The sequence below is a fragment of the Cellulomonas wangsupingiae genome, from assembly GCF_024508275.1.
GTDB classification, from domain to species: Bacteria; Actinomycetota; Actinomycetes; order Actinomycetales; family Cellulomonadaceae; genus Cellulomonas; species Cellulomonas wangsupingiae.
The window spans coordinates 1,833,025-1,856,406 of record NZ_CP101989.1; the positions used below are offsets into that span (position 1 = coordinate 1,833,025).

Here is a 23,382-nt window from a genome sequence, read left to right on the forward strand (position 1 = left end):
CGTTCGCACGCCCCGCCGCGACCCGTCGCGCACCCGACCGAGAGCACCCCCTGTGATCGACTTCCGGTACCACATCGTCTCCCTGATCTCCGTCTTCCTCGCGCTCGCCGTCGGCATCGCGCTGGGGGCCGGTCCGTTGAAGGAGACCATCGGCGAGACCCTGACGGGGCAGGTCGAGGCGCTGCGCGCCGAGAAGGAGGACCTGCGCACCCAGCTGGACGAGACCGAGGGCGACCTCGCGGCGGCCGACGCGTTCGTGTCGGCGTCCGGCGAGCAGCTCCTCGTGGGCTCCCTCACCGACCGCCGCGTCGCGCTCCTCCTCCTCGGTGACGTGCCGGAGGAGGAGGTCACGGCGCTCACCGAGCGTTTCGCACAGGCGGGCGCCGGCATCTCCGCGACGGTCACCGTCAACGAGACCTGGACCGACCCGTCGCTCGCGACGTACCGGCGCACGCTCGCCGGCACCCTGATGTCGTACCTCGACCAGCCCCCCGCGGCCGACGCGGGGGCCGAGGTCGAGCTGGCCGAGGCGCTCGTCTCCGGGCTCGTCGGCGCGGACTCCGCGTCGCCCGACACGCTGTCGGAGAACGCGGCCTCCCTGCTCGACGTCCTCGCGGAGGGCGACCGTGCGCTGGTCACCTTCGCCGAGGACGTCACGCAGCCGGCGGACGCCGTGGTGCTCGTCGTCGGCACACCGGCGCAGGACGGGGACGCGACGCCGACCGCCGCACCGCAGGCCACGACCGACGACGCGCAGCTCGCGCTCGCCGGCGCCGCCGAGCGGCTGTCGGAGGGGGCGGTCGTCGCGGGCGACACGCGGTCGGGCGGCGGCGTGGTCGCGGCCGTCCGCGGCGACGACGAGCTCGCGGGGACGGTCACGACGGTCGCCGACGCGACGACCGTGACCGGGCAGGTCGTGGTGCCGCTGGCGCTCGCCGCCGACATCGGTGGCCGGCCCGGTCACTACGGGTACGGCGAGGGCCTCACCGCGCTCCCGCCCGCGGTGCAGCTGCCGCCCGTGGACCGTTCACCGGTCGTCCCCGAGGTCGACGCCGCGGACGCAGGGGCCACCCCGGGCGAGACCGACGGCGGCGCGCAGCCGGGCGGTGAGGGATGAGCCCCCGGCGTCGCGTCGTGGCGGCGCTCGCGGCGAGCGTCGCGACGGCCGTCGCCCGCGGCGGCCTCGACTGGCAGCCCCCCGGAGGGGCCGCGACGTGGACCCGGACGAACCACCGCGGCGAGCCGGTGAGCCTGCTCGAGGGCCCGGCGGTCGCGGCCGGTCTGCTCGCCGGTGCGCTGGTCGGCGCCGGCGGCGCCCGCGCGACCACCGCGACTGCCGTCGCCGTCGCGGGGGCGGGCGCCTTCGGGCTGGTCGACGACCTGCGGGAGGACACGACGACGCGCACGAAGGGCCTGCGCGGCCACCTGGGAGCGCTCGCACACGGTCGTCTGACGACCGGCGCCCTGAAGGTCCTGGGCATCGGTGCGAGCGCGCTGGTGGCCGCGGCCGTCGCGCCGCCCGCCGGGGGCCGCGCCGGCCACCCGGTGGCCCGCGCCGCGGACACGCTGGCGTCGGCCGCCCTCGTCGCCGGCAGCGCCAACCTCTTCAACCTCCTCGACCTGCGCCCCGGACGCGCGCTGAAGGCCGCGTCGCTGGCCGCCGCACCGCTGGTGGGCACAGCCGGTGGGGGAGCCGCGTGCGCCGTGCTGGGTGCAGCGTCGACCGCGATCGAGGCGGATCTCGCCGAGACCGACATGCTCGGGGACTCCGGCGCGAACGCGCTCGGCGCCGCGCTCGGCACGGCGGTCGTGCTGGGCGCGCCCCGCCCCGCGCGCCTCGCGGTGCTCGGCGTCGTCGTCGGCCTGACGCTGGTGAGCGAGCGGGTCAGCTTCACGCGCGTCATCGAGCGCACCCCGGTGCTGCGCGAGGTCGACGCGTGGGGGCGGCGCCCTGCGGCGCCCCGGACGGGCGCGGACGCGGCGACGTGACGCGCGCCGACGTGCGACGCGGAGCGCAGGGGCTGCTCGGTGCCGCGGCGATGATCGCGGTCATCACCGTCCTGTCGCGGGTGCTCGGCCTCGTCCGCGTGCTCGTGCAGGCGGACAACGTCGGCGCCGCCGAGATCGGCAACGCGTACAACGCGGCGAACACGCTGCCGAACATCCTGTTCGAGACGGCCGCCGGGGGTGCCCTGGCGGGAGCGGTCATCCCGCTGCTCGCGGCCCCGGTCGCCGCCATGGACCGCGAACGGGTCGGCCGGATCGCGTCGGCGGCACTGGGCTGGACCCTCGCGGTCCTCGTCCCGCTCGGTCTGCTGCTGGCGGCGGCGGCGGGACCGATCGGCGCGTTCCTCGGGAAGGGCGACCCGGCGGTCGCCGCCATGGCGCGGTACTTCGTCCTCGTGTTCTCGCTGCAGGTGCCGATGTACGGCATCGCGGTGCTGCTGTACGCCGTGCTGCAGGCCCACCGACGGTTCTTCTGGCCGGCCTTCGCCCCGGTGCTGAACTCCGTCGTCGTCATCGCGGCCTACGCCGTCTACGGCTCCATGGCCGACGGTGAGGTGTCGTCCCCCGCGGAGCTGACGGCAGGCGCGCTCGAGGTGCTGGCGTGGGGGACGACGGCCGGCGTCGCGGCCATGCTGCTGCCCGTGATCCGACCGGTGCGGCGGCTCGGTGTCCGGGTGCGGCCCACGCTGCGGTTCCCTGCCGACAGCGGCGGCCGGTTCCGTGCGCTCGCCCTCGCCGGGATCGGGTCGGTCGCGGCACAGCAGCTGTCGGCGGCGGTCGTGCTGCTGCTGGCGAACGAACGGCTGCCGGGCGGGGTCGAGGGGTACACCACGTTCCTGTACGCCCAGCAGGTCTACCTGCTGCCCTACGCCGTGCTGGTGGTGCCCCTGGCGACGTCCACGTTCCCCCGGGTGGCGACGTACGCGGCCGCGGCGGACTCCGTGCGCCTCGCCCGCGTCTCGGCCGTCACGACGCGCGCGGTGCTGGCCGCCGGCGCGCTGGGGACGGCCGCCGTGCTCGCGGGCGGCCCTGCGCTCGCGCGCGTGTTCGCGTGGCTCGCCGCACGCGACGACCTCGCCGCCCAGACAGCGGTGGCCGAGGGCATGGCGACGACGCTGACGGCGATGGCAGCCGGCGTCGTCGGGCTGGGCGTGGTCTTCCACGTGTCGCGGACGCTCTACGCCGTCGAGCGACCGCGGGTCGCCATCGCGGTCAACGCGGTGGCGTGGGCGGGCGTGACGGTGGCGATCCTCGTGGCGGTCCTCACGGTGGCACCCGGTGTCGTCGTCTTCGCCCGGCTCGGCCTCGGTACCACGATCGGCATGACCGTCGGCGGCGCTGTCGCGCTCGCGGTGCTCGCCCGCACGCTCGGCGCCGCGGCGCTGGACGGTCTGGCCCGCACGGTCGCGGTCGTGCTCGTCGGCACCGTGTCGGGCGCGGTCCTGGGGCGCCTCGTGGCCGACGCCGTGCTCGACGTCGTGGGCGACGACCCCCTCACCGCGGTCGGGGCCGCGGTCGGCGGAGCGGTCGTCGCGGCCGGGATCGTCGGGAGCGTCGTCGCGCTCCTCGACCGCTCGACGGTGGTCGGGGTGCTCCGCGCCGAGCACGCGCCCGTCGTCCCGCGCTGACGGGCCGCGTCCGCCGGGCGGGGGATCCGACGACGACACGCGCCTGACCGACCGCGGCGCTCGCCGCTTCCGGTAAGGTGGAAGCCCGTGATGGAACGCGCGCATCGACTCTCCGGGCGGTCGGATTCTCTGACCCGGCACATCTTCGTCACCGGGGGCGTCGCCTCCTCTCTGGGCAAGGGCTTGACGGCCAGCAGCCTCGGTCGACTCCTGCGTTCGCGGGGCCTGCGGGTCACGATGCAAAAGCTCGACCCGTACCTCAACGTCGACCCGGGCACCATGAACCCGTTCCAGCACGGTGAGGTGTTCGTCACCGAGGACGGCGCCGAGACGGACCTGGACGTCGGCCACTACGAGCGGTTCCTGGACGTCGACCTCGTCGGCTCCGCCAACGTGACCACCGGCCAGGTGTACTCCAACGTGATCGCCAAGGAGCGGCGCGGGGAGTACCTGGGCGACACGGTGCAGGTCATCCCGCACATCACCGACGAGATCAAGACGCGCATGCGGTCGCAGGCGAGCGACGGCGTCGACGTGATCATCACGGAGATCGGTGGCACCGTCGGTGACATCGAGTCCCAGCCGTTCCTGGAGGCCGCGCGCCAGGTGCGCCACGACCTCGGCCGCGACAACGTGTTCTTCCTGCACGTGTCGCTGCTGCCGTACATCGGCCCGTCGGGCGAGCTGAAGACCAAGCCGACGCAGCACTCGGTCGCCGCGCTGCGCAGCATCGGCATCCAGCCCGACGCGATCGTGCTGCGGGCCGACCGCGAGGTCCCCGAGTCCATCAAGCGCAAGATCGCGCTGTTCTGCGACGTCGACGTCGAGGGCGTCGTCACCGCGAAGGACGCGCCGAGCATCTACGACATCCCGCGCGTGCTGCACTCCGAGGGCCTCGACGCGTACGTCGTGCAGCGTCTCGGGCTGCCGTTCCGCGACGTCGAGTGGAGCGGGTGGGACGCGCTGCTCACGCGGGTCCACGCCCCGGCGCACCAGCTCGAGATCGCCCTCGTCGGCAAGTACATCGACCTGCCCGACGCCTACCTGTCGGTCACCGAGGCGCTGCGCGCCGGCGGCTTCCACCACGACGCCCGCGTGACGATCCGGTGGGTGCCGTCCGACGACTGCCGGACCCCCGAGGGCGCGCAGGAGGCGCTCGGCGGTGTCGACGCCGTGCTCGTGCCCGGCGGGTTCGGCGTCCGCGGCATCGAGGGCAAGCTCGGTGCCCTGCGGTGGGCGCGCGAGCGGAAGGTGCCCACGCTCGGCCTGTGCCTCGGTCTGCAGTGCATGGTGATCGAGTACGCGCGCAACGTCGCGGGGTTCGAGGGCGCGTCGTCGTCCGAGTTCGACCCCGACTCGCCGCACCCGGTCATCGCGACGATGGACGAGCAGCTGGCCATCGTCGACGGCGCGGGTGACCTGGGCGGCACGATGCGTCTGGGCGCGTACGACGCCAAGCTCCTGCCCGGCTCGGTCGTCGCCGAGGTGTACGGCACCGAGCGCGTCTCCGAGCGGCACCGGCACCGGTACGAGGTGAACAACGCCTACCGCGACAAGCTGGAGGCGGCGGGTCTCGTCATCTCCGGGGTGTCGCCCGACCGATCGCTCGTGGAGTTCGTCGAGCTGCCGCGCGAGGAGCACCCGTACTACGTCGCCACCCAGGCGCACCCGGAGTTCAAGTCGCGGCCCACGCGCGCGCACCCGCTGTTCGCCGGCCTGGTCGGCGCGGCGCTCGCCGCGCGGGCCGGCGCGTGACCGCGGAGCCGCTGGTCGACGTCCCGCGCGAACGGGAGGTCGTCGAGCACCGGGTGCTGCACGGCGGGCGCGTGTCGGACCTGGTGTCGGACACCGTGCGCCTCGACGACGGCGACGTGGTGCGCGAGTACGTCGACCACCCCGGTGCGGTGGCCGTCATCGCGCTCGACGACGACGACCGGGTGCTGCTGCTCTCGCAGTACCGGCACCCGGTCCGGCACGTGCTCTGGGAGCCGCCCGCGGGCCTGCTCGACGTCGAGGGCGAGGACCTCGTCACGGCGGCCGCGCGCGAGCTCGCCGAGGAGGCGGACCTCCAGGCGGCGCGCTGGTGGCGCCTCGCGGAGTTCTTCAGCTCTCCCGGCGGCTCCGACGAGCGGATCACGGTCTTCCTGGCGCGGGGCCTGACGCCCGTGCCGGAGGCCGACCGCTACGTGCGCGGCGAGGAGGAGGCCGACATCGTGCCCGTCTGGGTGCCGCTGGACGACGTCGTCGCCGGGGTCATGGCCGGGCGCCTGCACTGCCCGACCACGGTGACGGGTGCGCTGGCGGCAGCCGCCGCGCGCGCGGCCGGCTGGTCCGGTCTCGTGGAGGTCACGCCCGCCTGAGCGGGCTGCGCGGGGCCCGGTCACGGGCCCCGCGCGTGCTCATGCGCTCCGGCGCCGCAGCGTGCCGAGGAAGAGGGCCAGCGCGGCCGTGAGGACCGCCGCGCCGAGCATGTGCAGGTTGACCAGCGCGATCGGCAGCCCGGTGAAGAGCTGGACGTAGCCGACGAGGCCCTGGGCGAGCGAGACGCCGAGCAGCGCGAGCGCCGAGCGCAGCGGCCGGGCCACGCTCGTGACGGGGCCGGTCGCGAGCGGCGCGACACCGCGCGCCGGCTGGAGGCTCCCGTCGACGCGGTCGTACGACGGGGCCTCGGTGCCCCGCGCGCGCGCGAGCAGCGCCACGACGACCACGAGCGTGCCGACGAACGCCCACACCGACAGCGCGTGGACGCGTGCCATGGCGTAGGGGTCGACGGCGAAGCGGTACCCGACCTCGTCGTCGCCGGAGTGCGGCCCCGCCCCGGTGACCACCACGCCCAGCACGAGCATGACGGCACCGACGAGCACGAGACCGCGCGCGAGCGTCCGGACGCGGGGGTCCACCACGGGGGTGGGCGGCCCGTCGCCCTCCCGCGTGCGGACCAGCACCCAGGCCGAGACGGCGACGAGGACCATCGACAGCAGGAAGTGCGAACCGACGACCGCCGGGTGCAGGTCCACCAGCACGGTGATGCCGCCGATCACGGCCTGCACCAGGACGCCGACGATCGGCGCCCACGCCCACGCGCGGTACTCCCGCGAGCGGGAGGCGTCACGTCCGGCGAGCAGCGCGACCGCCACGGCGAGCACGACGAGCACACCGGTCAGCGTCCGGTTGCCGAACTCGATGAGCGGGTGGATCCCCATCGCGGCGTGGAACTCGGGCGCGAAGCGCCCCGGTTCGCAGGCCGGCCACGTCGAGCAGCCGAGGCCCGATCCCGTCAGGCGCACCGCGCCGCCGGTGACGACGATCCCGATCTGCGCGACCAGGTTCGCGATCACCGCGCGGGTGGTCCACCGCGGCCGCAGGCGCTCGAGGGTCGCGTCGAGCCTCACGACGGCCGCCCGGGCGCGGCCTGTGGGCGCCGCCGGTGCGGGGGACGACTCCGGCGAGGGCGGCGGGGCGGTGCTGGTCACGGGGTCCAGGGTATGACGCCCGGCCCAGCGGCTCGGCGTGTCCGCACGACGGCGTCGTGCGGCGTACGTCTCAGCGCGGTGGCTCCGGCCGGGGCTCGCCGGACGCCGGTCAGTGCCAGCGGAACAGCCGTGCGGCGAGCACGCCGAGGACGGTCGTCCAGCCGACGAGCACGAGCGCCGGCAGCAACGGCAGCGCGCCGTCGACCAGCGCGCCGCGCATCACGTCCCCGAGCGCGCCGGACGGGAGCCAGGCGGCCAGGCTCGCGAACGGTCCGGGAAGCCGCTCGGCGGGCAGGATCACACCACCGCCGAGCGCGAGCACGAGCAGCAGGAGGTTCGCCAGGGCGAGCACGGCCTCGGCGCGCAGCGTGCCCGCCACGAGCAGGGCCAGGGCCGTGAAGGCCGCGGTCCCGAGCACCAGACCCACCAGCGCCGGCAGCGCGCCGCCCGGGTCGGGGCGCCACCCGAGCGCCAGCGCCGCGCCCGCGATGAGCACCACCTGGACGGCCTCGACGGCGAGCACCCCCAGCACCTTGCCGGCCAGCAGCCCTCCACGGCCCAGCGGTGTCGTCGCCAGCAGGCGCAGCACGCCGTTGCGGCGGTCGAAGGCCGTGGCGATGGCCTGGGACGTGAACGACGCGGTCATCACGGCGAGGGCCAGGACGCCGGGTGCCAGCAGGTCGACGCGCGCCGCACCGCCGGTCTCGATGTCGATGAAGGAGGCCCGCACGAGCCCGACGAGCGCGAGCACGGGGATGACCACGGCCACGAGCACCTGCTCGCCGTTGCGCAGGATCATGCGCGCCTCGAACCCGGCCTGCGCCGCCACGCGGCGCGCGACGGGTGCCGCGGCGGGCGTGGCGGCCGCGGCGGCGCCGTCGGTGGTGGTCGTCATCGCAGGCTCCGGCCGGTCAGGTCGAGGAAGACGTCCTCGAGCGTGCGACGTCCCAGGTCGAGGCGGGTCACGAGGACGTCGCGCTCGGCGAGCCACGCGGCGGTGGTCGCCACCGTGGCGGGCACGACCGCGCCGGTCACCGTCAGGGACGTCCCGGACCGGCGCTCCACCACGAACCGCTCGCCGAGCCGCTCGCGCAGCCCCGTCGGGTCGACGTCGCTCGCGGTGTGCACGACGAGCGTCGCGGTGCTGCCGGGCTCGACGCCGGCGGCGAGCAGCTCCGGGACGCTGCCCCGCGCGAGGACGGTGCCGTGGTCGACGACGACCACGTGGTCGGCGACGTCCTCCGCCTCCTCCATGAGGTGCGTCGTGAGGATCACCGCCGCACCGCCGTCGCGCAGCTCGCGGACCAGCTCCCACACGGCGAGCCGGGACTGGGGGTCCATCCCGGCGCTCGGCTCGTCGAGGAACACGACGCGGGGGCGTCCCACCACGGCGACCGCGAGGGCCAGCCGCTGGCGCTGGCCGCCGGACAGCCGCCGCACGGTCGTGCGCGCGAACGCGTCGAGGCCCAGGCGCTCGGCCAGGGTGTCCGTGTCGAGCGGCCGGGAGTACATGCGTGCCACGTGGTCGAGCATCTCGCGCGCCCGCACGCCTGTCGGCAGGCCGCCGTCCTGCAGCATCACCCCGACGGCGGGCCGCAGGGCGGCCGCGTCGGCGACGGGGTCGAGCCCGAGGACGCGCACGGTGCCCCCGTCGGGCGCACGCAGGCCCTCGCAGCACTCGACCGTCGTCGTCTTGCCGGCGCCGTTGGGGCCGAGGACGGCGGTGACCTGGCCGGCGGACGCGGTCAGGTCGAGGCCGTCGACCACGGCGCGACCGTCGTACCTCTTGACGAGGCCGCGGACCTCGACGGCAGGGGAGTGCGGCACGGGGCGCGAGTCTAGGCGGTCGCGCGTTCCTCAGGCGCCCGGCGCAGCCGCGTCCTGGCACCTGGACAGGCTCGCGGCGGGCTGCAGGGGCGCCCTACCGTACGGCGGCAGGGGACGCGGTGTCCGGATCGTCCCTGTACGCCCCGGGTGGTCGCAGGAGGGTCGGTGGTCGGGTACCGCATCGACACGACGACGTTGCGGGAGGTCCCGCAGGACGTCGGCGCGACGTGGGAGCGCGTCGAGGAGCTCGAGCGTCAGGGCGCCGACGGGGACGGCGAGCGCGTCGTGTGGCTGCGGATCCTGGGTGCGCTCGCGTCCGCCGAGCGCCTCGCGTGGGCGGACAGCGCGCGCCACGCCGGGCCCGGGTCGCTCGCCGAGCTCCCCCTCGCCGCGGCCGGCGGCGTGCCGCCCACCGCGTGGCGGCCGCTGCTGCGGCTCGCCCAGGTCATGCACCGGCGCGGCCGGCTCGACGCCGCCGACGAGGCGGTCGAGGCGGTCAGGCGCGCCGCCCGGGTCGCCGACGACGCGTCGCGGGGCGACGACGTGGCGCGGCGGGACTGCTCGGCTGTGCTGGCGTTCGCCGACCAGGTGCACGGCGCGATGCATTTCGACGCCGGCCGTGACGCCGAGGCGGTGCACCTGTTCTCCTCAGCGCTCGAACGTCGCACGCGGGACGGGGCGCCGGCGGACCAGGTGGAGTCGAGCCGGATCGCGCTCGAGGCGGCTGCGGTTCGCGCCGCCCGGGTGCGGTCCCGGCCCGGTCGGGTCTGACAGGGCGCCCACCTGGGCGGACGGCCCACGAAGGTATGCCTTCCTTGCGGGGATGGATTTCGGCAACAAGGATGTTGCCGATATCGGGTGCCACGGAGCGCCCACCGCACCGGCCCGTGCCGCCGTGCTGCGAGATCCACGTCGGCTCCCGGGAGGTGCGCATGAGCGGTCTGATGCCCGTCACCGACCGCGCCTCCGACGCGGCGAGCGACCACGACGCCTCCACGCGCCGCCGGATCCTCCAGATCGTCGCGGCCGACGGACCTGTCAGCGCGGCCGACCTCGCCGGTGCCCTCGACCTCGCGGCGGCCGGCGTGCGCCGCCACCTCCAGGCGCTCGAGCAGGCCGACCAGGTCGCGGTGCACCGCGGTCCCGCCGGAACCCGCGGCCGCGGGCGGCCGGCGCGGCGCTACGTCGTGACCGGCCAGGGCCAGGCCGCGCTGTCGCAGCGCTACGCCGAGATCGCGAACGACGCGCTGAGCTTCCTCGCCGACGCGGTCGGGCCGCAGGCGGTGCAGCAGTTCGCCGAGCACCGCGTGCGCGAGCTCGAGGAGCGTCACGCCGCGGCCGTCGACGCCGCGGGGGACGACGTCACGGCCCGCGCCGAGGCGCTCGCGCAGGCGCTCGCGGACGACGGGTACGCCGCCTCGGCCCGGCCCGTGCCCGGCAGCACGGTCGTCCAGCTGTGCCAGGGGCACTGCCCGGTCCAGGACGTCGCCGCCCAGTTCCCGCAGCTGTGCGAGGCCGAGACCCGCGCGTTCGGGCGGCTGCTCGGCGTGCACGTGCAGCGGCTGTCGACCCTGACCTCGGGCGGCCACGTGTGCACCACGAGCATCCCGACGGTCCCGACCCGGGCGCCGGCCGGCGACGGTACGGACCCACCCGGCCACCACGACCCACCGGGCACCGCGAGGCCGGGCAGCGAGCCCGGCGTCCCGCCCTCCATCCCCGCCCCACCCGCCCCCGTGCACTCGACGGAAGGACCGACACGATGAGCGCACCCACGGACGACACGGCCACCCGGCCGGCGACCGGTGAGCCGCTGAGCCAGGACGAGGCCATCGCCTCCATCGGCAACTACACCTTCGGCTGGCACGACCCGGACGTCGCGGGCTCCGTCGCACGCCGCGGCCTGTCCGAGGACGTCGTGCGCGACATCTCGCGGCTCAAGAACGAGCCCGAGTGGATGCTCAAGACGCGCCTGAAGGCCCTGCGGCTGTTCGACAAGAAGCCCATGCCCTGGTGGGGTGCGGACCTGTCGGGCATCGACTTCGACAACATCAAGTACTTCGTGCGGTCGACGGAGAAGCAGGCCACCAGCTGGGAGGACCTGCCCGAGGACATCAGGAACACGTACGACCGGCTCGGCATCCCGGAGGCCGAGAAGCAGCGGCTCGTCTCGGGCGTCGCGGCGCAGTACGAGTCCGAGGTCGTCTACCACCAGATCCAGGAGTCGCTCGAGGAGCAGGGCGTCATCTTCCTCGACACCGACACCGCGCTGCGCGAGCACCCGGAGATCTTCGAGCAGTACTTCGGCTCGGTCATCCCGCCCGGCGACAACAAGTTCGCGTCGCTCAACACCGCGGTGTGGTCCGGCGGCTCGTTCGTCTACGTCCCGCCGGGTGTCCACGTCGAGATCCCGCTGCAGGCCTACTTCCGGATCAACACCGAGAACATGGGCCAGTTCGAGCGGACGCTGATCATCGCCGACGAGGGCTCGTACGTGCACTACGTCGAGGGCTGCACCGCCCCGATCTACCAGTCGGACTCGCTGCACTCCGCGGTCGTCGAGATCATCGTCAAGAAGAACGCCCGCGTGCGGTACACGACGATCCAGAACTGGTCGAACAACGTCTACAACCTCGTCACCAAGCGGGCGACCGCGGCCGAGGGCGCGACGATGGAGTGGGTCGACGGCAACATCGGCTCCAAGGTGACCATGAAGTACCCCGCGATCTACCTCATGGGCGAGCACGCGCGCGGCGAGACGCTGTCGATCGCGTTCGCCGGCGAGGGCCAGCACCAGGACGCGGGCTCGAAGATGGTGCACGCGGCGCCGCACACGTCGAGCTCGATCGTGTCGAAGTCGGTGGCCCGCGGCGGCGGCCGCACGTCGTACCGCGGCCTCGTGCAGATCCTCGAGGGTGCCGAGCACTCCGCGTCCAACGTGCTGTGCGACGCGCTGCTCGTCGACCAGATCTCCCGCTCGGACACCTACCCGTACGTCGACGTCCGCGAGGACGACGTGTCGATGGGCCACGAGGCCACGGTGTCCCGCGTGAGCGAGGACCAGCTGTTCTACCTCATGTCCCGAGGCATGGCCGAGACCGAGGCCATGGCCATGATCGTGCGCGGGTTCGTCGAGCCCATCGCGCGCGAGCTGCCCATGGAGTACGCGCTCGAGCTCAACCGCCTCATCGAGCTGCAGATGGAAGGGGCCGTCGGCTGATGACGACCACCACGAACGAGCCGGTCCCGACCGCGGGCCTCTCGACCGACCACTCGCGTGCGGTCGCCGACGGCGCCCACACGCACGGCGGCGTCGTGCCCGAGGCGTCGCGCGCGTCGCGTCCCACGAGCTTCGACGTCGCGGACTTCCCCGTGCCCAACGGGCGCGAGGAGGAGTGGCGCTTCGCACCCGTCGACCGGTTCGCCGGTCTGTTCGCCGCGGCGAGCGACGGCGTGCTGAGCGGTCGCGGTGTGCTCACGACCGTCGTCGAGTCGCCGGAGGTCCGCGTCGAGATCGTCGACCGCGACGACGTGCGTCTCGGCACCGCCGGCAAGCCGGGCGACCGGGCCGCCGCGACCGCGTGGGCGTCGTTCGACCGCGCGACGGTCGTGACGCTGCCCCGCGAGTCTGTCTCCTCCAAGGTCACCTCGGTCGTCGTCGAGGGCATCGAGGGCGCCGGTCTGGCCGACGCGCCCCTCGAGCCGACCGCGGCGCACCTGCTGCTGCACGCCGAGCCGATGTCGCAGGGCGTCGTCGTCCTCGACCACGTCGGGCACGCCAACCTCACCGAGACCGTCGAGATCGTCGCGGAGGACGGTGCGCACCTGACCGTCGTGTCGGTCCACGACTGGGCCCCGGGCTCCGTCCACGCGGCGAGCCACCGGCTGCGGATCGGGCGCGACGCGACCGTCAAGCACATCGTCGTCACGCTGGGCGGCGACGTCGTGCGCGTCACGCCGGACACCGAGTTCGTCGGCGAGGGCGCGTCCGTCACGGCCCTCGGCATGTACTTCGCGGACGCGGACCAGCACCAGGAGCACCGTCTGTTCGTCGACCACGCGGTGCCGAACTGCATCTCGCGCGTGACGTACAAGGGCGCCCTGCAGGGTGCGGGCGCGCACACCGTGTGGGTCGGCGACGTGCTGATCCGCGCGGCCGCCGAGGGCACGGACACGTACGAGCTGAACCGCAACCTCGTCCTCACCGACGGGGCGCGGGCCGACTCGGTGCCGAACCTCGAGATCGAGACCGGTGTCATCGAGGGCGCGGGCCACGCCAGCGCCACGGGCCGGTTCGACGACGAGCAGCTGTTCTACCTGCGGTCCCGCGGCATCCCCGAGACCGACGCGCGTCGGCTCGTCGTGCGCGGGTTCTTCGCCGAGCTCATCTCGCAGATCGGTGTGCCGGAGGTCGAGGAGCGCCTGATCGCGTCGATCGACGCCGAGCTCGAGAAGTCGATGAGCGAGATCCTCGGCATCGTCCCGCAGGTCGAGGGCTCGGACGCGGCCGCCACCACGGAGCGTGCATGAGCGCCCAGCTGGCCTGCTACACCGCGGACGTGCCGGTCGCCGGTGCGCTGCGCGTCGAGCTCGAGGGCGAGGCGGGACCCGTCGAGGTCGCCGTCGTCCGCGACGAGTCCGGCGACTGGCACGCGATCAGCGACATCTGCTCGCACGGTGCCGTCTCCCTGTCCGACGGCGAGGTCGAGGACTGCACGGTGGAGTGCTGGCTGCACGGGTCGAGGTTCGACCTGCGCTCCGGCAAGCCGCTGTCGCCGCCCGCGATCAAGCCCGTCCCCGTCTACCCCGTGACCGTCGACGGCGAGCGTGTGCTCGTCGACGTCGACGCCCCGCTCTGACCCCGAGGAGTACCCGAGATGTCCACCCTGGAGATCCGCGACCTGCACGTCAGCGTCGAGACGAAGGAAGGCGCCAAGCCGATCCTGCGCGGCGTCGACCTCACCGTGACCAGCGGCGAGACCCACGCGATCATGGGCCCCAACGGGTCCGGCAAGTCCACGCTGGCGTACTCGCTGGCCGGTCACCCGAAGTACCAGATCACGTCGGGCACCGTGCTGCTCGACGGCGAGGACGTCCTCGCGATGAGCGTCGACGAGCGCGCCCGCGCCGGGATGTTCCTCGCCATGCAGTACCCCGTCGAGGTGCCGGGCGTCTCGGTCTCGAACTTCCTGCGCACCGCCAAGACCGCGATCGACGGCGAGGCGCCGCCGCTGCGGACGTGGGTCAAGGACGTGCGTGCGGCGATGGACGACCTGCGCATGGACTCCTCGTTCGCGGAGCGCTCGGTCAACGAGGGCTTCTCCGGCGGTGAGAAGAAGCGCCACGAGATCCTGCAGATGGAGCTGCTCAAGCCCCGGTTCGCCATCCTCGACGAGACCGACTCCGGTCTCGACGTCGACGCGCTGCGCGTCGTGTCCGAGGGCGTCAACCGGGTCAAGGCCGGCGGCGACGTGGGCGTGCTGCTCATCACGCACTACACGCGCATCCTGCGGTACATCCAGCCCGACTTCGTGCACGTCTTCGTCGACGGGCGCATCGCCGAGGAGGGTGGCCCGGAGCTGGCCGAGCGCCTCGAGAACGAGGGCTACGACCGCTTCCTGCCGGCCGGCACCTCGGCCTGAGCCGTCGCGGCGGCCGCCGGTCACCCGGCGGCCGCCGCACACCCGTCCCTGGGCGACCGTCCCACCGCGCCGTGGCGCACCGTCGGCCGCCTCCCGTCCGCCCGGAGGACCCATGACCAGCACGCTGGAGTCCCTCGGCACGCCGACGCTGTCGGCGGCCGAGCTGACGGCTGTGCGCGCCGACTTCCCCCTGCTGGAGCGCACGCTGCGCGACGGCCGCCCGCTCGTCTACCTCGACAGCGGCGCGACGTCGCAGAAGCCCGAGGTCGTCCTCGACGCCGAGCAGGACTTCTACGTGCGCCGCAACGCGGCCGTCCACCGCGGCGCGCACCAGCTCGCCGAGGAGGCCACCGAGGCGTTCGAGGACGCGCGTGCGCGCGTCGCGGACTTCGTCGGGGCGTCGCCGGGCGAGCTCGTGTGGACGTCCAACGCGACCGCCGCGATCAACCTCGTGGCCTACGCGATGTCCAACGCCTCGCTCGGCCGCGGGGGAGAGGCGGCACGTCGGTTCGCCCTGACGCCGGGCGACGAGATCGTCGTCACCGAGGCCGAGCACCACGCGAACCTCGTCCCGTGGCAGGAGCTCGCGGCGCGGACCGGGGCGACGCTGCGCTGGCTCGGCGTCGACGACGACGGCCGGATCCGCCTCGAGGACCTCGCGACCGTCGTCACGGACCGCACCCGGGTGCTCGCCTTCACCCACGCCTCCAACGTGACCGGTGCGATCACGCCCGTCGAGGCGCTCGTCGCCCGTGCGCGCGAGGTCGGTGCGCTCACGGTGCTCGACGCGTGCCAGTCGGTGCCGCACCTGCCCGTCGACCTGGGCGCTCTCGGTGTGGACTTCGCGGCGTTCTCCGGGCACAAGATGTACGGCCCCACGGGCGTGGGCGCGCTGTACGGGCGGCGCGAGCTGCTCGAGGCGATGCCCCCGGTGACGACCGGCGGGTCGATGGTCGAGGTCGTCACCATGGAGTCGACGACGTACGCGCCGCCGCCCCAGCGGTTCGAGGCCGGGACGCAGATGGTGTCGCAGGCCGTCGCGCTGGGCGCCGCCGCGCAGTACCTCGCGGAGCTGGGGATGCCCGCGGTGGCGGCGCACGAGCACCACCTGGCGGGGCTGCTGCTGGAGGCGGTCGCGTCGGTGCCCGGGGTGCGCGTCCTGGGCCCCACCGAGAACGTCGACCGGCTCGCCGCGGTGTCGTTCGTCGTCGACGGCGTGCACGCGCACGACGTGGGCCAGGTGCTGGACGACGCGGGGGTCGCGGTGCGGGTGGGTCACCACTGCGCCCAGCCGCTGCACCGGCGCTTCGGCGTCGCCGCGACGGCCCGCGCCAGCGCGGGGGTCTACACGACGGCCGAGGACGTCGCGGCGTTCCGGGAAGCGCTGGCGGGGGTCCGGGCGTTCTTCGGACTGCAGGACACGACGACGGACAGGAGGCCTGCGTGAGCTCGGCCATGGAGCAGCTGTACCAGCAGGTCATCCTCGACCACGCGAAGCACCCGCACGGCCGCGGGCTGCCCGCCGGCGCGACGGCCGTCGGGGTCGCCGCGGCCGGGCACGGCACCTGCGCCGCGACGTCGCACCAGGTCAACCCGACGTGCGGCGACGAGGTGACGCTGCACGTCGACGTCGACACGGACGGCGACGTCCCCGTCGTGCGCGAGGTCGCGTGGGAGGGCCAGGGCTGCTCGATCTCCCAGGCCTCGACCTCCGTGCTGCACGACCTGGTCGTCGGGCAGGACCTGCCCACCGTCGACCGGCTGGCCGCGACGTTCCGCGAGATGATGCAGTCGCAGGGCGCCGCCCTGTCCGCCGACGCCGAGGACGCACTCGGCGACGCCGCGGCCTTCGTCGGCGTCTCGCGCTACGCCGCCCGCGTCAAGTGCGCCCAGCTCGGCTGGGTCGCGCTGGCCGACGCCCTCATCCTGTCCGGTGCCCGTACGACGGAGGACGCATGACGACCGAACCGATCACCCCCGCCCCCACCACCGGCGCCGCGACCGCGGCCGACGTCGAGGAGGCGATGCGCGACGTCATCGACCCCGAGCTCGGCATCAACGTCGTCGACCTCGGCCTGGTCTACGGCGTCGTCGTCGACCAGACCAACACGGCGGTCATCGACATGACCCTCACGTCGGCCGCGTGCCCGCTGACCGACGTCATCGAGGACCAGTCGGCGCAGGCGCTCGACGGCGTCGTCGACGGGTTCCGCATCAACTGGGTGTGGATGCCGCCGTGGGGCCCGGAGAAGATCACGCCCGACGGGCGCGAGCAGATGCGGGCGCTGGGCTTCAACATCTGACGCGGACAGGACTGGATCGACCTCTCACCACCTGTGGTGAGGGGTCGATCGCTCTCCGGCGCCGGCCGCCACCTGGTGAGAGGTGCGCGCCGTCAGAGGGTGTCGGTCGCGAAGGTGTCGCACGCGGCGAGCGAGCCCTGCTCGTAGCCGGTCGTGAACCACTTCTGGCGCTGCTCGCTGGACCCGTGGGTCCAGGTGTCGGGGTCCACCCCGCCACCCGACTGCTGCTGGATGTGGTCGTCACCCACTGCGGCCGCCGCGTCGAGCGCCTGGGCGAGCTGCTCGGCGGTGATCGGCTCGAGGAACGTCACGCCCCGGTCCTGGTCGATCCGGGTTGCGGCGTCGCCCGCCCACATGCCGGCGTAGCAGTCGGCCTGCAGCTCCACGCGCACCGAGTCCGACTCGGCCCCGCCGCCGCTGCGGTCGGCCTCGGCGAACACGCCCGTGAGGTTCTGGATGTGGTGCCCGTACTCGTGGGCGTAGATGTACATCTCCGCGAGCGGGCCGCCCTGGGCGCCGAACTGCTGCTGCAGCAGCTGGAAGAACGAGGTGTCGAGGTAGATGCCCTGGTCGGCCGGGCAGTAGAACGGACCCGTCGCCGACGAGGCCTGGCCGCAGCCGGTGGCGATGCCGCCCTCGAACGCATTCGCCCCGGGGGCCGCGAACGCCGTGCCCGCCGGGACGGTGGGGCCCCAGAACGCGTCCAGCGACTGCACGGTCGCCGAGAACCGGCACAGGGGATCGGAGTTCGCCTGCTCGACCGTGCAGTCGCCGACGTCCTCGACCTGTCCGCCGCCGCCCTGCTGGCCGCCGCCGATCACGCCGGACACGTCCTGGCCGGTGAACAGGAAGATCGCCAGGGCGATGATCCCGACGAGGCCGCCGCCTCCCGCGATCGCACCGCCGCGGCCGTGCCGCCGGACCCGGCCACCCTCGAAGCTGCCACCCTCGCTGAAAGTCACGCGCACACGCTAACGGCGGCCACGGGATGGCGCGCGGCCAGAGAGGCGTCGAGGGCCGTGCTCCTGGTCGAGCGTTCAGTCCGCCAGGCCCCGGGCCGCCAGCGCGTCGCCCGTGGTCCGCGCGTGCCCGACCATGCGGACGGCGGCCGGCACGACGACCGCGCGCGGGTCGCGCTCGAGCCCGCGCGCCCGCGCCGCGTCGCGGGCCTCACCGGTGACGTGGACGAGCACGGGGACGGTCCGCAGGAAGAGTCCCACCGCCAGGGACACGGTCTCGGGGTGCAGCCCCACGTGCCGCAGCGGACGGGCCGCGCGGGCGACGGCCGCCAGCAGGTCGTCCGCCCGGGTGGTCGCCGTCACGAGCGTGCCGGCCAGGACGAGCGTCACGAGGTCGAGCGCGAGCTCGGCACCGACGGCAGGACCGCGCACCCACGTCTGGTACGCGCCGAGCACTGCGGCCGTGACGACCACGGGCAGCAGGCCGCGCGTCGTCCGGTGCCAGGGCACGCGGGCGACGGCCGTGGCACCGACGACCAGGACGAGCCCGGCCACTGCCGTGACGGGTCCCGCCGGCACGGCGACACCCACGCCGACACCGGCCAGCAGCCCGAGCTTGAGGCCGGCGGGCAGGCGGTGCACGACGCTGCTGCCGGGGTGGTGCAGGCCCAGCGGGCCCGCCCACGGCGGACGCAGCGGCCGGCCTGCGGTCACGGCGCGGCCGCCACGGCGGCGCCCATGAGCGCGCGGTAGGCGGCGATCGCCGGCCCGGGCTCGTCGTCCGCGACCACCTGACCGTCGTCGACCACCAGCACCCGCTCCGCGCGGGCCGCGGCCTCGAGGTCGTGCGTCACCTGCACGACCTGCTGCTCCAACGACGCGAGCAGCCGGTCCACGTGCGTGCGCCAGCGCAGGTCGAGCAAGGTGGTCGGCTCGTCGCAGACCAGCACGGCCGGGTCGGTCGCCAGCACGGCAGCCAGGGCCAGCAGCTGGCGCTGGCCGCCGGACAGCGCGTGCACCGAGACGTGCGCGCGGTCCGCGAGCCCGAACCTGTCGAGAACGGCCAGCGCGTGCGCCTCGCGCTCCCGGGCGTCCGGCACCGTGCGCCGCAGCGACAGCGCCACGTCCTCCAGCGGGGTCGGCATGACGATCTGGGCGTCCGGGTCGGTGAACACGAACCCGACGCGGCGGCGCACGGCCACCCCGTCGCTCGCGGTGTCGAGGCCATCGACGCGCACGTGCCCCGCCGAGGGGAGGACGAGCCCGTTGAGGAGGCGTGCCAGCGTGGACTTGCCCGACCCGTTGGCCCCGACCACCGCCACGCGTCGCTCGGCCAGGCGCAGCGAGACCGGCCCGAGCAGCCGGACGACGCGGTCCGGGCCGCCGGCGGGGTCGGGGGACCACGCGGTCACCTCGGCGGCGTCGAGCTCGATCACGGGCGCGAGCGCCGTCCGGGTCGCACGTCCGGGAACGCCCGCAGCACCGCGAGCGTCACGCCGGCGGCGAGCAGGTTCTTCACGACGTCGCCGGGCCAGTAGACCGCGTCGATCGCGACCGCCTCCCGGACGCCCACGCCGAGCCGCGCCATGAGGCCGAGGACCCCCGCGGGGTGCGTCACGAGGAACGACGAGGCGAGCCCGGCGGCGACCAGGAGGGGGAAGCGCCACACGGGCCGCGTGCGCAGCGCGAGCCCGCCGAGCCACCCCGCGACGGCGGCGGCGAACGGGAACGCGAGCAGGTAGCCCACCGACGGCTTGCCCAGCACACCCAGCCCGCCGGTCATCTCGGCGAACACCGGGACGCCCGCCAGGCCGACGACGAGGTAGAGAGCGACGGCCAGGAAGCCGCGGCGTGCGCCCAGCACCAGGCCCGCCACGACGACCGCGAACGTCTGGAGGGTGATCGGCACGCCCGAGCCCGTGGGGATCGCCGGCACGAGCGCGCACGCGGCGACGAACGCCGCGAACGTCGCCACGAGCGCGACGTCGGTGCTGGTCCGGTGGCCGGGCCGCGGTGCGGGCGGGTCGGGCAGGAGCACCGGGGTGGCGGACGGCGCGGGGCGCGCAGTGGTGGTGACGGTGTCGTCGTCGTCCGGGAAAGTGCTGGACATGCGTGGCTCCCGCCGGTGAGGTGGACCGTCGTCGTGCCCCGACCGTCCGCACGCGGCGGGGCGGGGAGCGACGCGGCCTCGGACCCGTCGTGGCCGGGCTGCCGACCGCTCGCCACGCTAGCGGCTCGGTAAGATGGTCGGCGTTTGTGCCGGTGGCCAGAACGCAGCCGGTCTTCTCGTAGGAAACCGAGGAACACCCCTGTGATCACCGCTTCGGGCGTCGAGCTGCGCGTCGGCCCCCGCCTCCTGCTGGAACCGACGACGTTCCGGATCGCCTCGGGCGACCGGATCGGCCTCGTCGGACGCAACGGCGCGGGCAAGACGACGCTGACGAAGGCGCTCGCGGGGGAGACCCAGCCGACGGCCGGGAACATCTCCCGCGGCGACGTCGGCTACCTCCCGCAGGACCCCGCGTCGGGTGACCTCACGCAGCTGGCGATGGACCGCGTGCTGTCGGCACGCGGGCTGGACGCGGTGCTGACCGCGATGCGCGACACCGAGGGCGCGATGGCCTCGGCGGACGACGCCACGCGCGACAAGGCGATGGACCGGTACACGCGGCTCGAGGCGCGCTTCACGGCGGCCGGTGGCTACGCGGCCGAGAGCGAGGCCCACCGCATCACCGCCGCGCTGGGCCTGGACGACCGGGTGCTGGGCCAGGAGCTCGGCACGCTGTCGGGTGGCCAGCGCCGCCGCGTCGAGCTCGCCCGCATCCTGTTCTCGGGTGCCGACACGCTGCTGCTCGACGAGCCGACCAACCACCTCGACGCCGACTCGATCGTCTGGCTGCGCGAGTACCTCAAGGCGTACCCCGGCGGGTTCGTGGTCATCAGCCACGACGTCGAGCTGCTGCGCGCCACGGTCAACAAGGTGTTCCACCTCGACGCGAACCGCTCCCAGCTCGACCAGTACAACCTGGGCTGGGACGCCTACCTCCAGCAGCGCGAGACCGACGAGAAGCGGCGGCGCCGGGAGCGGGCCAACGCCGAGAAGAAGGCCGCGACGCTCTTCGCGCAGGCCGACAAGATGCGCGCCAAGGCCACCAAGGCGGTCGCCGCGCAGAACATGGCGCGCCGTGCGGAGCGCATGCTGTCGGGCCTCGAGGCCGCCCGCGTCTCGGACAAGGTCGCCAAGCTGCGGTTCCCGGACCCCGCACCGTGCGGTCGCACGCCGCTGACCGCCGAAGGGCTGTCGAAGTCGTACGGGTCGCAGGAGGTCTTCACGGACGTCTCGCTCGCGATCGACCGGGGGAGCAAGGTCGTCGTCCTGGGGCTCAACGGCGCCGGGAAGACGACGCTGCTGCGGATGCTCGGTGGCCTGCAGGAGCCGGACACCGGTGAGGTGAAGCCCGGCCACGGCCTGAAGCTCGGCTACTACGCGCAGGAGCACGAGACGCTCGACCTGACGCGCACGGTGGTGGAGAACCTGCGGACCGCCGCCCCCGACCTCACCGACACCCAGGTGCGGTCCGTGCTCGGCTCGTTCCTGTTCTCCGGCGACGACGCCGACAAGCCCGCGCGCGTCCTGTCGGGTGGCGAGAAGACGCGGCTCGCGCTCGCGGCCCTCGTGGTGTCCAGCGCCAACGTGCTGCTGCTGGACGAGCCGACGAACAACCTCGACCCGGCGTCGCGCGAGGAGATCCTCGCGGCGCTGCGCGGCTACCAGGGCGCGGTCGTCCTCGTCAGCCACGACGAGGGCGCGGTCGCCGCGCTCGAGCCGGAGCGCGTCCTGCTGCTGCCGGACGGCGACGAGGACCTGTGGAGCCCGGCCTACCTGGACCTCATCGCACTGGCCTGAGCGACGTCCCGGCGGGCTTCCTGGGCCGCGATCTCGGCGTCCTCGTCGATCTCGTCGCGCCCCGGGGCCCGGCGCGGACGTGCGGGGCGCGGTGCGGGCGCGCCGGCGGTGAGCGCGTCGGCCGCCACCCACTCCCGCCGCGCCGCCACGCTGAACGCCACCAGGCCCCCCAGCGCGAACACCCACCACTGGAACGCGTACGACAGGTGCGACCCGGGGTCGGTGCTCGGGGCCGGCAGGGCACCGAGCGTCTCGCCGGCCGCCGGCTGCTCCGCGACGAGGCCGCCGTACGCCGCGTACGGCTCACCCGTCGTGCCGCCCGCTGCCAGGACCTGCGCGGGCGCGATCGCCTGGACCTGCGCCGGGGGTGCGTCGCGGTCCGTCGCGGCCTCGCCCTGACGCAGCCGCACGGTGACGGTCACGTCGCCCGCGGGCGGCGGCGGCACGTCGACCGCCGCGGAACCGTCCTCGCCCATCGGCACCCAGCCGCGGTCGACCACGAGGACCCGGCCGGCCGCGACGGGCGCGCCGAAGTCACCGGGGGCCGCGTCCTGGACGACCAGGGGCACCAGGACGTGGTACGCCGGCGCGCCGCCGACGGGCCGGTTGCGCAGCAGCACCGTGGCGTCGGGCAGGTAGCGTCCGCGCACCTGCACCGAGCGCCACGCGTCCGCGTCGGGCAGCGGGGCGTCCGGGTCCGCGACGACGTCCGCGAGGTCGACGGGCGCGGCCGCGTAGTTCGCCTGGACCACGGCGATGGCCGCGTCACGCGCGACGTACCGGTTCCACTGCCAGCGCCCGAGGAACGTGCAGGTCACGGCGACGACGACCGCGACGACGACGAGGCCGACGGCCCGTCGGCGGGCCGCCGCGCGCAGGTCGTCGACGGTCGGGGGTGCGGCGGCGGTCGTCACCTGGGGGGTCGGGGCACCGCTCACGGCTCGGCCCGGACCAGGTGGGCGACGGGCACGACGTCCCGCAGGAAGTCGCGGACCCGCAGGTACTCGGAGAGGTGCTCGCGGTGCTCGTCGCACGCGAGCCAGACCTTGCGTCGCTGCGGGGTGTGCAGCCGCGGGTTGTTCCACAGCACGCCCCACGCGGGCTCGGCGCGGCAGCGCCGCGCGCTGCACACGAGCTCACCGACCGTGTCGGGGGCGCCGTCCTGCCCCGCGTCCTGCGCGCTCACCGTCCACCCCCCAGCTCGTCGTGCCGTGGCGCCGCGCCGAGCTCGCGGGCCTCGAAGAACACCCCGGGCTCGTCCCGGCGCTCGCGGCCGGCGTTCGCCAGCAGGACCGCGACGTACGGCAGCACCGTCGCGGCCACGAGCAGGACGATCGGCACGGCCACGGGCACGTGGCCCCACAGCAGACCGGCGGCGACGAAGCACACGACGCGCACGCCCATCTGCCACAGGTAACGGCGCTGGCGGCGCGCGAGGTCGTCGGCCAGCGGTTCGGGGGCCGACGTGATCCGGTGCACCTCCGGCTGCGCCGGTGCCCCGCGACGACGTGTGCTCACACCTGATCGTAGGCGCCGCACGCGGATGACACCGCGCCCTGTGGCCCGCCCCACGTTTGTGGGGCTCCCACAACATGGGCGCGGCAACTCGTGGCGACGCGCACCCCGGTGCGCCCGC

General features: G+C 74.6%; 25 protein-coding genes. 15 read left to right on the top strand and 10 right to left on the bottom strand.

Going from position 1 to position 23,382, the window contains the following annotated elements; genetic code table 11:
* Positions 1-52 precede the first annotated feature (52 nt).
* The 5 genes from NP075_RS08485 to NP075_RS08505 all read left to right on the top strand — a co-directional run bounded on the left by NP075_RS08485 (position 53) and on the right by NP075_RS08505 (position 5,995).
* On the top strand, positions 53-1,117 hold the full coding sequence (locus tag NP075_RS08485; protein ID WP_227562768.1) for a copper transporter: 1,065 nt from the start codon (positions 53-55) through the stop codon (positions 1,115-1,117).
* Positions 1,114-1,989, top strand: coding sequence for a hypothetical protein (locus tag NP075_RS08490; RefSeq protein WP_227562769.1), 876 nt, complete (start codon positions 1,114-1,116; stop codon positions 1,987-1,989). The genes NP075_RS08485 and NP075_RS08490 overlap by 4 nt, the downstream gene beginning before the upstream one ends.
* The gene (murJ, locus tag NP075_RS08495; protein WP_227562770.1) at positions 1,986-3,635 is read left to right on the top strand and encodes a murein biosynthesis integral membrane protein MurJ; all 1,650 of its coding nucleotides are present in this window, start codon (positions 1,986-1,988) and stop codon (positions 3,633-3,635) included. Before NP075_RS08490 ends, murJ begins: the two co-directional genes overlap by 4 nt.
* Before the next feature lie 90 nt (positions 3,636-3,725).
* Complete coding sequence (gene pyrG / locus NP075_RS08500; RefSeq protein ID WP_284439924.1) at positions 3,726-5,390, top strand: CTP synthase; 1,665 nt, start codon at positions 3,726-3,728, stop codon at positions 5,388-5,390.
* Positions 5,387-5,995 carry an NUDIX domain-containing protein gene (locus tag NP075_RS08505; RefSeq protein WP_227562771.1) on the top strand — a complete coding sequence of 203 codons (609 nt, stop codon included), beginning with the start codon at positions 5,387-5,389 and terminating at the stop codon, positions 5,993-5,995. Before pyrG ends, NP075_RS08505 begins: the two co-directional genes overlap by 4 nt.
* 39 nt (positions 5,996-6,034) lie before the next feature.
* Here NP075_RS08505 and NP075_RS08510 read toward each other — a convergent pair whose 3' ends face one another.
* The 3 genes from NP075_RS08510 to NP075_RS08520 form a co-directional block, all read right to left on the bottom strand.
* Positions 6,035-7,108 carry a COX15/CtaA family protein gene (locus NP075_RS08510; RefSeq protein ID WP_308054121.1) on the bottom strand — a complete coding sequence of 358 codons (1,074 nt, stop codon included), beginning with the start codon at positions 7,106-7,108 and terminating at the stop codon, positions 6,035-6,037.
* A 109-nt stretch (positions 7,109-7,217) separates the two neighbouring features.
* Positions 7,218-8,003, bottom strand: a complete 786-nt coding sequence (locus NP075_RS08515) for an ABC transporter permease (protein ID WP_227562772.1) — start codon at positions 8,001-8,003, stop codon at positions 7,218-7,220.
* On the bottom strand, positions 8,000-8,935 hold the full coding sequence (locus NP075_RS08520; protein WP_227562773.1) for an ABC transporter ATP-binding protein: 936 nt from the start codon (positions 8,933-8,935) through the stop codon (positions 8,000-8,002). The genes NP075_RS08515 and NP075_RS08520 overlap by 4 nt, the downstream gene beginning before the upstream one ends.
* Positions 8,936-9,100: 165 nt before the next feature.
* Here NP075_RS08520 and NP075_RS08525 point away from each other — a divergent pair, with 165 nt between their 5' ends.
* From NP075_RS08525 to NP075_RS08565, 9 genes are all read left to right on the top strand, one after another.
* Positions 9,101-9,706, top strand: coding sequence for a hypothetical protein (locus NP075_RS08525; protein WP_227562774.1), 606 nt, complete (start codon positions 9,101-9,103; stop codon positions 9,704-9,706).
* 161 nt (positions 9,707-9,867) lie between these two features.
* Positions 9,868-10,701 carry a helix-turn-helix transcriptional regulator gene (locus tag NP075_RS08530; RefSeq protein WP_227562775.1) on the top strand — a complete coding sequence of 278 codons (834 nt, stop codon included), beginning with the start codon at positions 9,868-9,870 and terminating at the stop codon, positions 10,699-10,701.
* The gene (sufB, locus tag NP075_RS08535) at positions 10,698-12,155 is read left to right on the top strand and encodes a Fe-S cluster assembly protein SufB (RefSeq protein WP_227562776.1); all 1,458 of its coding nucleotides are present in this window, start codon (positions 10,698-10,700) and stop codon (positions 12,153-12,155) included. The genes NP075_RS08530 and sufB overlap by 4 nt, the downstream gene beginning before the upstream one ends.
* Positions 12,155-13,465, top strand: a complete 1,311-nt coding sequence (gene sufD / locus NP075_RS08540) for a Fe-S cluster assembly protein SufD (RefSeq protein ID WP_227562777.1) — start codon at positions 12,155-12,157, stop codon at positions 13,463-13,465. Before sufB ends, sufD begins: the two co-directional genes overlap by 1 nt.
* Positions 13,462-13,794, top strand: a complete 333-nt coding sequence (locus tag NP075_RS08545; protein ID WP_227562778.1) for a non-heme iron oxygenase ferredoxin subunit — start codon at positions 13,462-13,464, stop codon at positions 13,792-13,794. Before sufD ends, NP075_RS08545 begins: the two co-directional genes overlap by 4 nt.
* 18 nt (positions 13,795-13,812) lie before the next feature.
* Positions 13,813-14,577 (top strand): Fe-S cluster assembly ATPase SufC, encoded by a 765-nt coding sequence (gene sufC, locus NP075_RS08550; RefSeq protein ID WP_227562779.1) that lies wholly within the window; start codon positions 13,813-13,815, stop codon positions 14,575-14,577.
* 112 nt (positions 14,578-14,689) lie between these two features.
* On the top strand, positions 14,690-16,024 hold the full coding sequence (locus NP075_RS08555; RefSeq protein ID WP_227562782.1) for a cysteine desulfurase: 1,335 nt from the start codon (positions 14,690-14,692) through the stop codon (positions 16,022-16,024).
* Entirely contained in the window at positions 16,021-16,536 is a 516-nt protein-coding gene (sufU, locus tag NP075_RS08560; protein ID WP_227562783.1) for a Fe-S cluster assembly sulfur transfer protein SufU, read from the top strand. Before NP075_RS08555 ends, sufU begins: the two co-directional genes overlap by 4 nt.
* Complete coding sequence (locus NP075_RS08565) at positions 16,533-16,880, top strand: metal-sulfur cluster assembly factor (protein WP_227562784.1); 348 nt, start codon at positions 16,533-16,535, stop codon at positions 16,878-16,880. Before sufU ends, NP075_RS08565 begins: the two co-directional genes overlap by 4 nt.
* Positions 16,881-16,972: 92 nt before the next feature.
* Here NP075_RS08565 and ypfJ read toward each other — a convergent pair whose 3' ends face one another.
* From ypfJ to NP075_RS08585, 4 genes are all read right to left on the bottom strand, one after another.
* Positions 16,973-17,842 carry a KPN_02809 family neutral zinc metallopeptidase gene (gene ypfJ, locus NP075_RS08570; RefSeq protein ID WP_227562785.1) on the bottom strand — a complete coding sequence of 290 codons (870 nt, stop codon included), beginning with the start codon at positions 17,840-17,842 and terminating at the stop codon, positions 16,973-16,975.
* 75 nt (positions 17,843-17,917) lie between these two features.
* Positions 17,918-18,553, bottom strand: a complete 636-nt coding sequence (locus NP075_RS08575) for an energy-coupling factor transporter transmembrane component T family protein (RefSeq protein WP_227562786.1) — start codon at positions 18,551-18,553, stop codon at positions 17,918-17,920.
* Complete coding sequence (locus NP075_RS08580; RefSeq protein WP_227562787.1) at positions 18,550-19,275, bottom strand: energy-coupling factor ABC transporter ATP-binding protein; 726 nt, start codon at positions 19,273-19,275, stop codon at positions 18,550-18,552. Before NP075_RS08580 ends, NP075_RS08575 begins: the two co-directional genes overlap by 4 nt.
* Positions 19,272-19,949 carry a biotin transporter BioY gene (locus NP075_RS08585; RefSeq protein WP_227562788.1) on the bottom strand — a complete coding sequence of 226 codons (678 nt, stop codon included), beginning with the start codon at positions 19,947-19,949 and terminating at the stop codon, positions 19,272-19,274. The genes NP075_RS08580 and NP075_RS08585 overlap by 4 nt, the downstream gene beginning before the upstream one ends.
* A 201-nt stretch (positions 19,950-20,150) precedes the next feature.
* Here NP075_RS08585 and NP075_RS08590 point away from each other — a divergent pair, with 201 nt between their 5' ends.
* Complete coding sequence (locus NP075_RS08590) at positions 20,151-21,746, top strand: ABC-F family ATP-binding cassette domain-containing protein (protein WP_227562789.1); 1,596 nt, start codon at positions 20,151-20,153, stop codon at positions 21,744-21,746.
* On the opposite strand, the gene NP075_RS08595 is transcribed toward NP075_RS08590, so the two are convergent.
* From NP075_RS08595 to NP075_RS08605, 3 genes are read right to left on the bottom strand one after another with little or no spacing between them, the layout of a single operon-like run.
* Entirely contained in the window at positions 21,719-22,684 is a 966-nt protein-coding gene (locus NP075_RS08595) for an SURF1 family cytochrome oxidase biogenesis protein (protein ID WP_227562790.1), read from the bottom strand. The two genes, NP075_RS08590 and NP075_RS08595, sit on opposite strands and share 28 nt — an antisense overlap.
* Positions 22,681-22,932 (bottom strand): hypothetical protein, encoded by a 252-nt coding sequence (locus NP075_RS08600; RefSeq protein WP_227562791.1) that lies wholly within the window; start codon positions 22,930-22,932, stop codon positions 22,681-22,683. Before NP075_RS08600 ends, NP075_RS08595 begins: the two co-directional genes overlap by 4 nt.
* Positions 22,929-23,264: a DUF3099 domain-containing protein gene (locus NP075_RS08605; RefSeq protein ID WP_227562792.1), complete on the bottom strand. Its 336-nt coding sequence runs from the start codon at positions 23,262-23,264 to the stop codon at positions 22,929-22,931. The genes NP075_RS08600 and NP075_RS08605 overlap by 4 nt, the downstream gene beginning before the upstream one ends.
* Positions 23,265-23,382 lie beyond the last annotated feature (118 nt).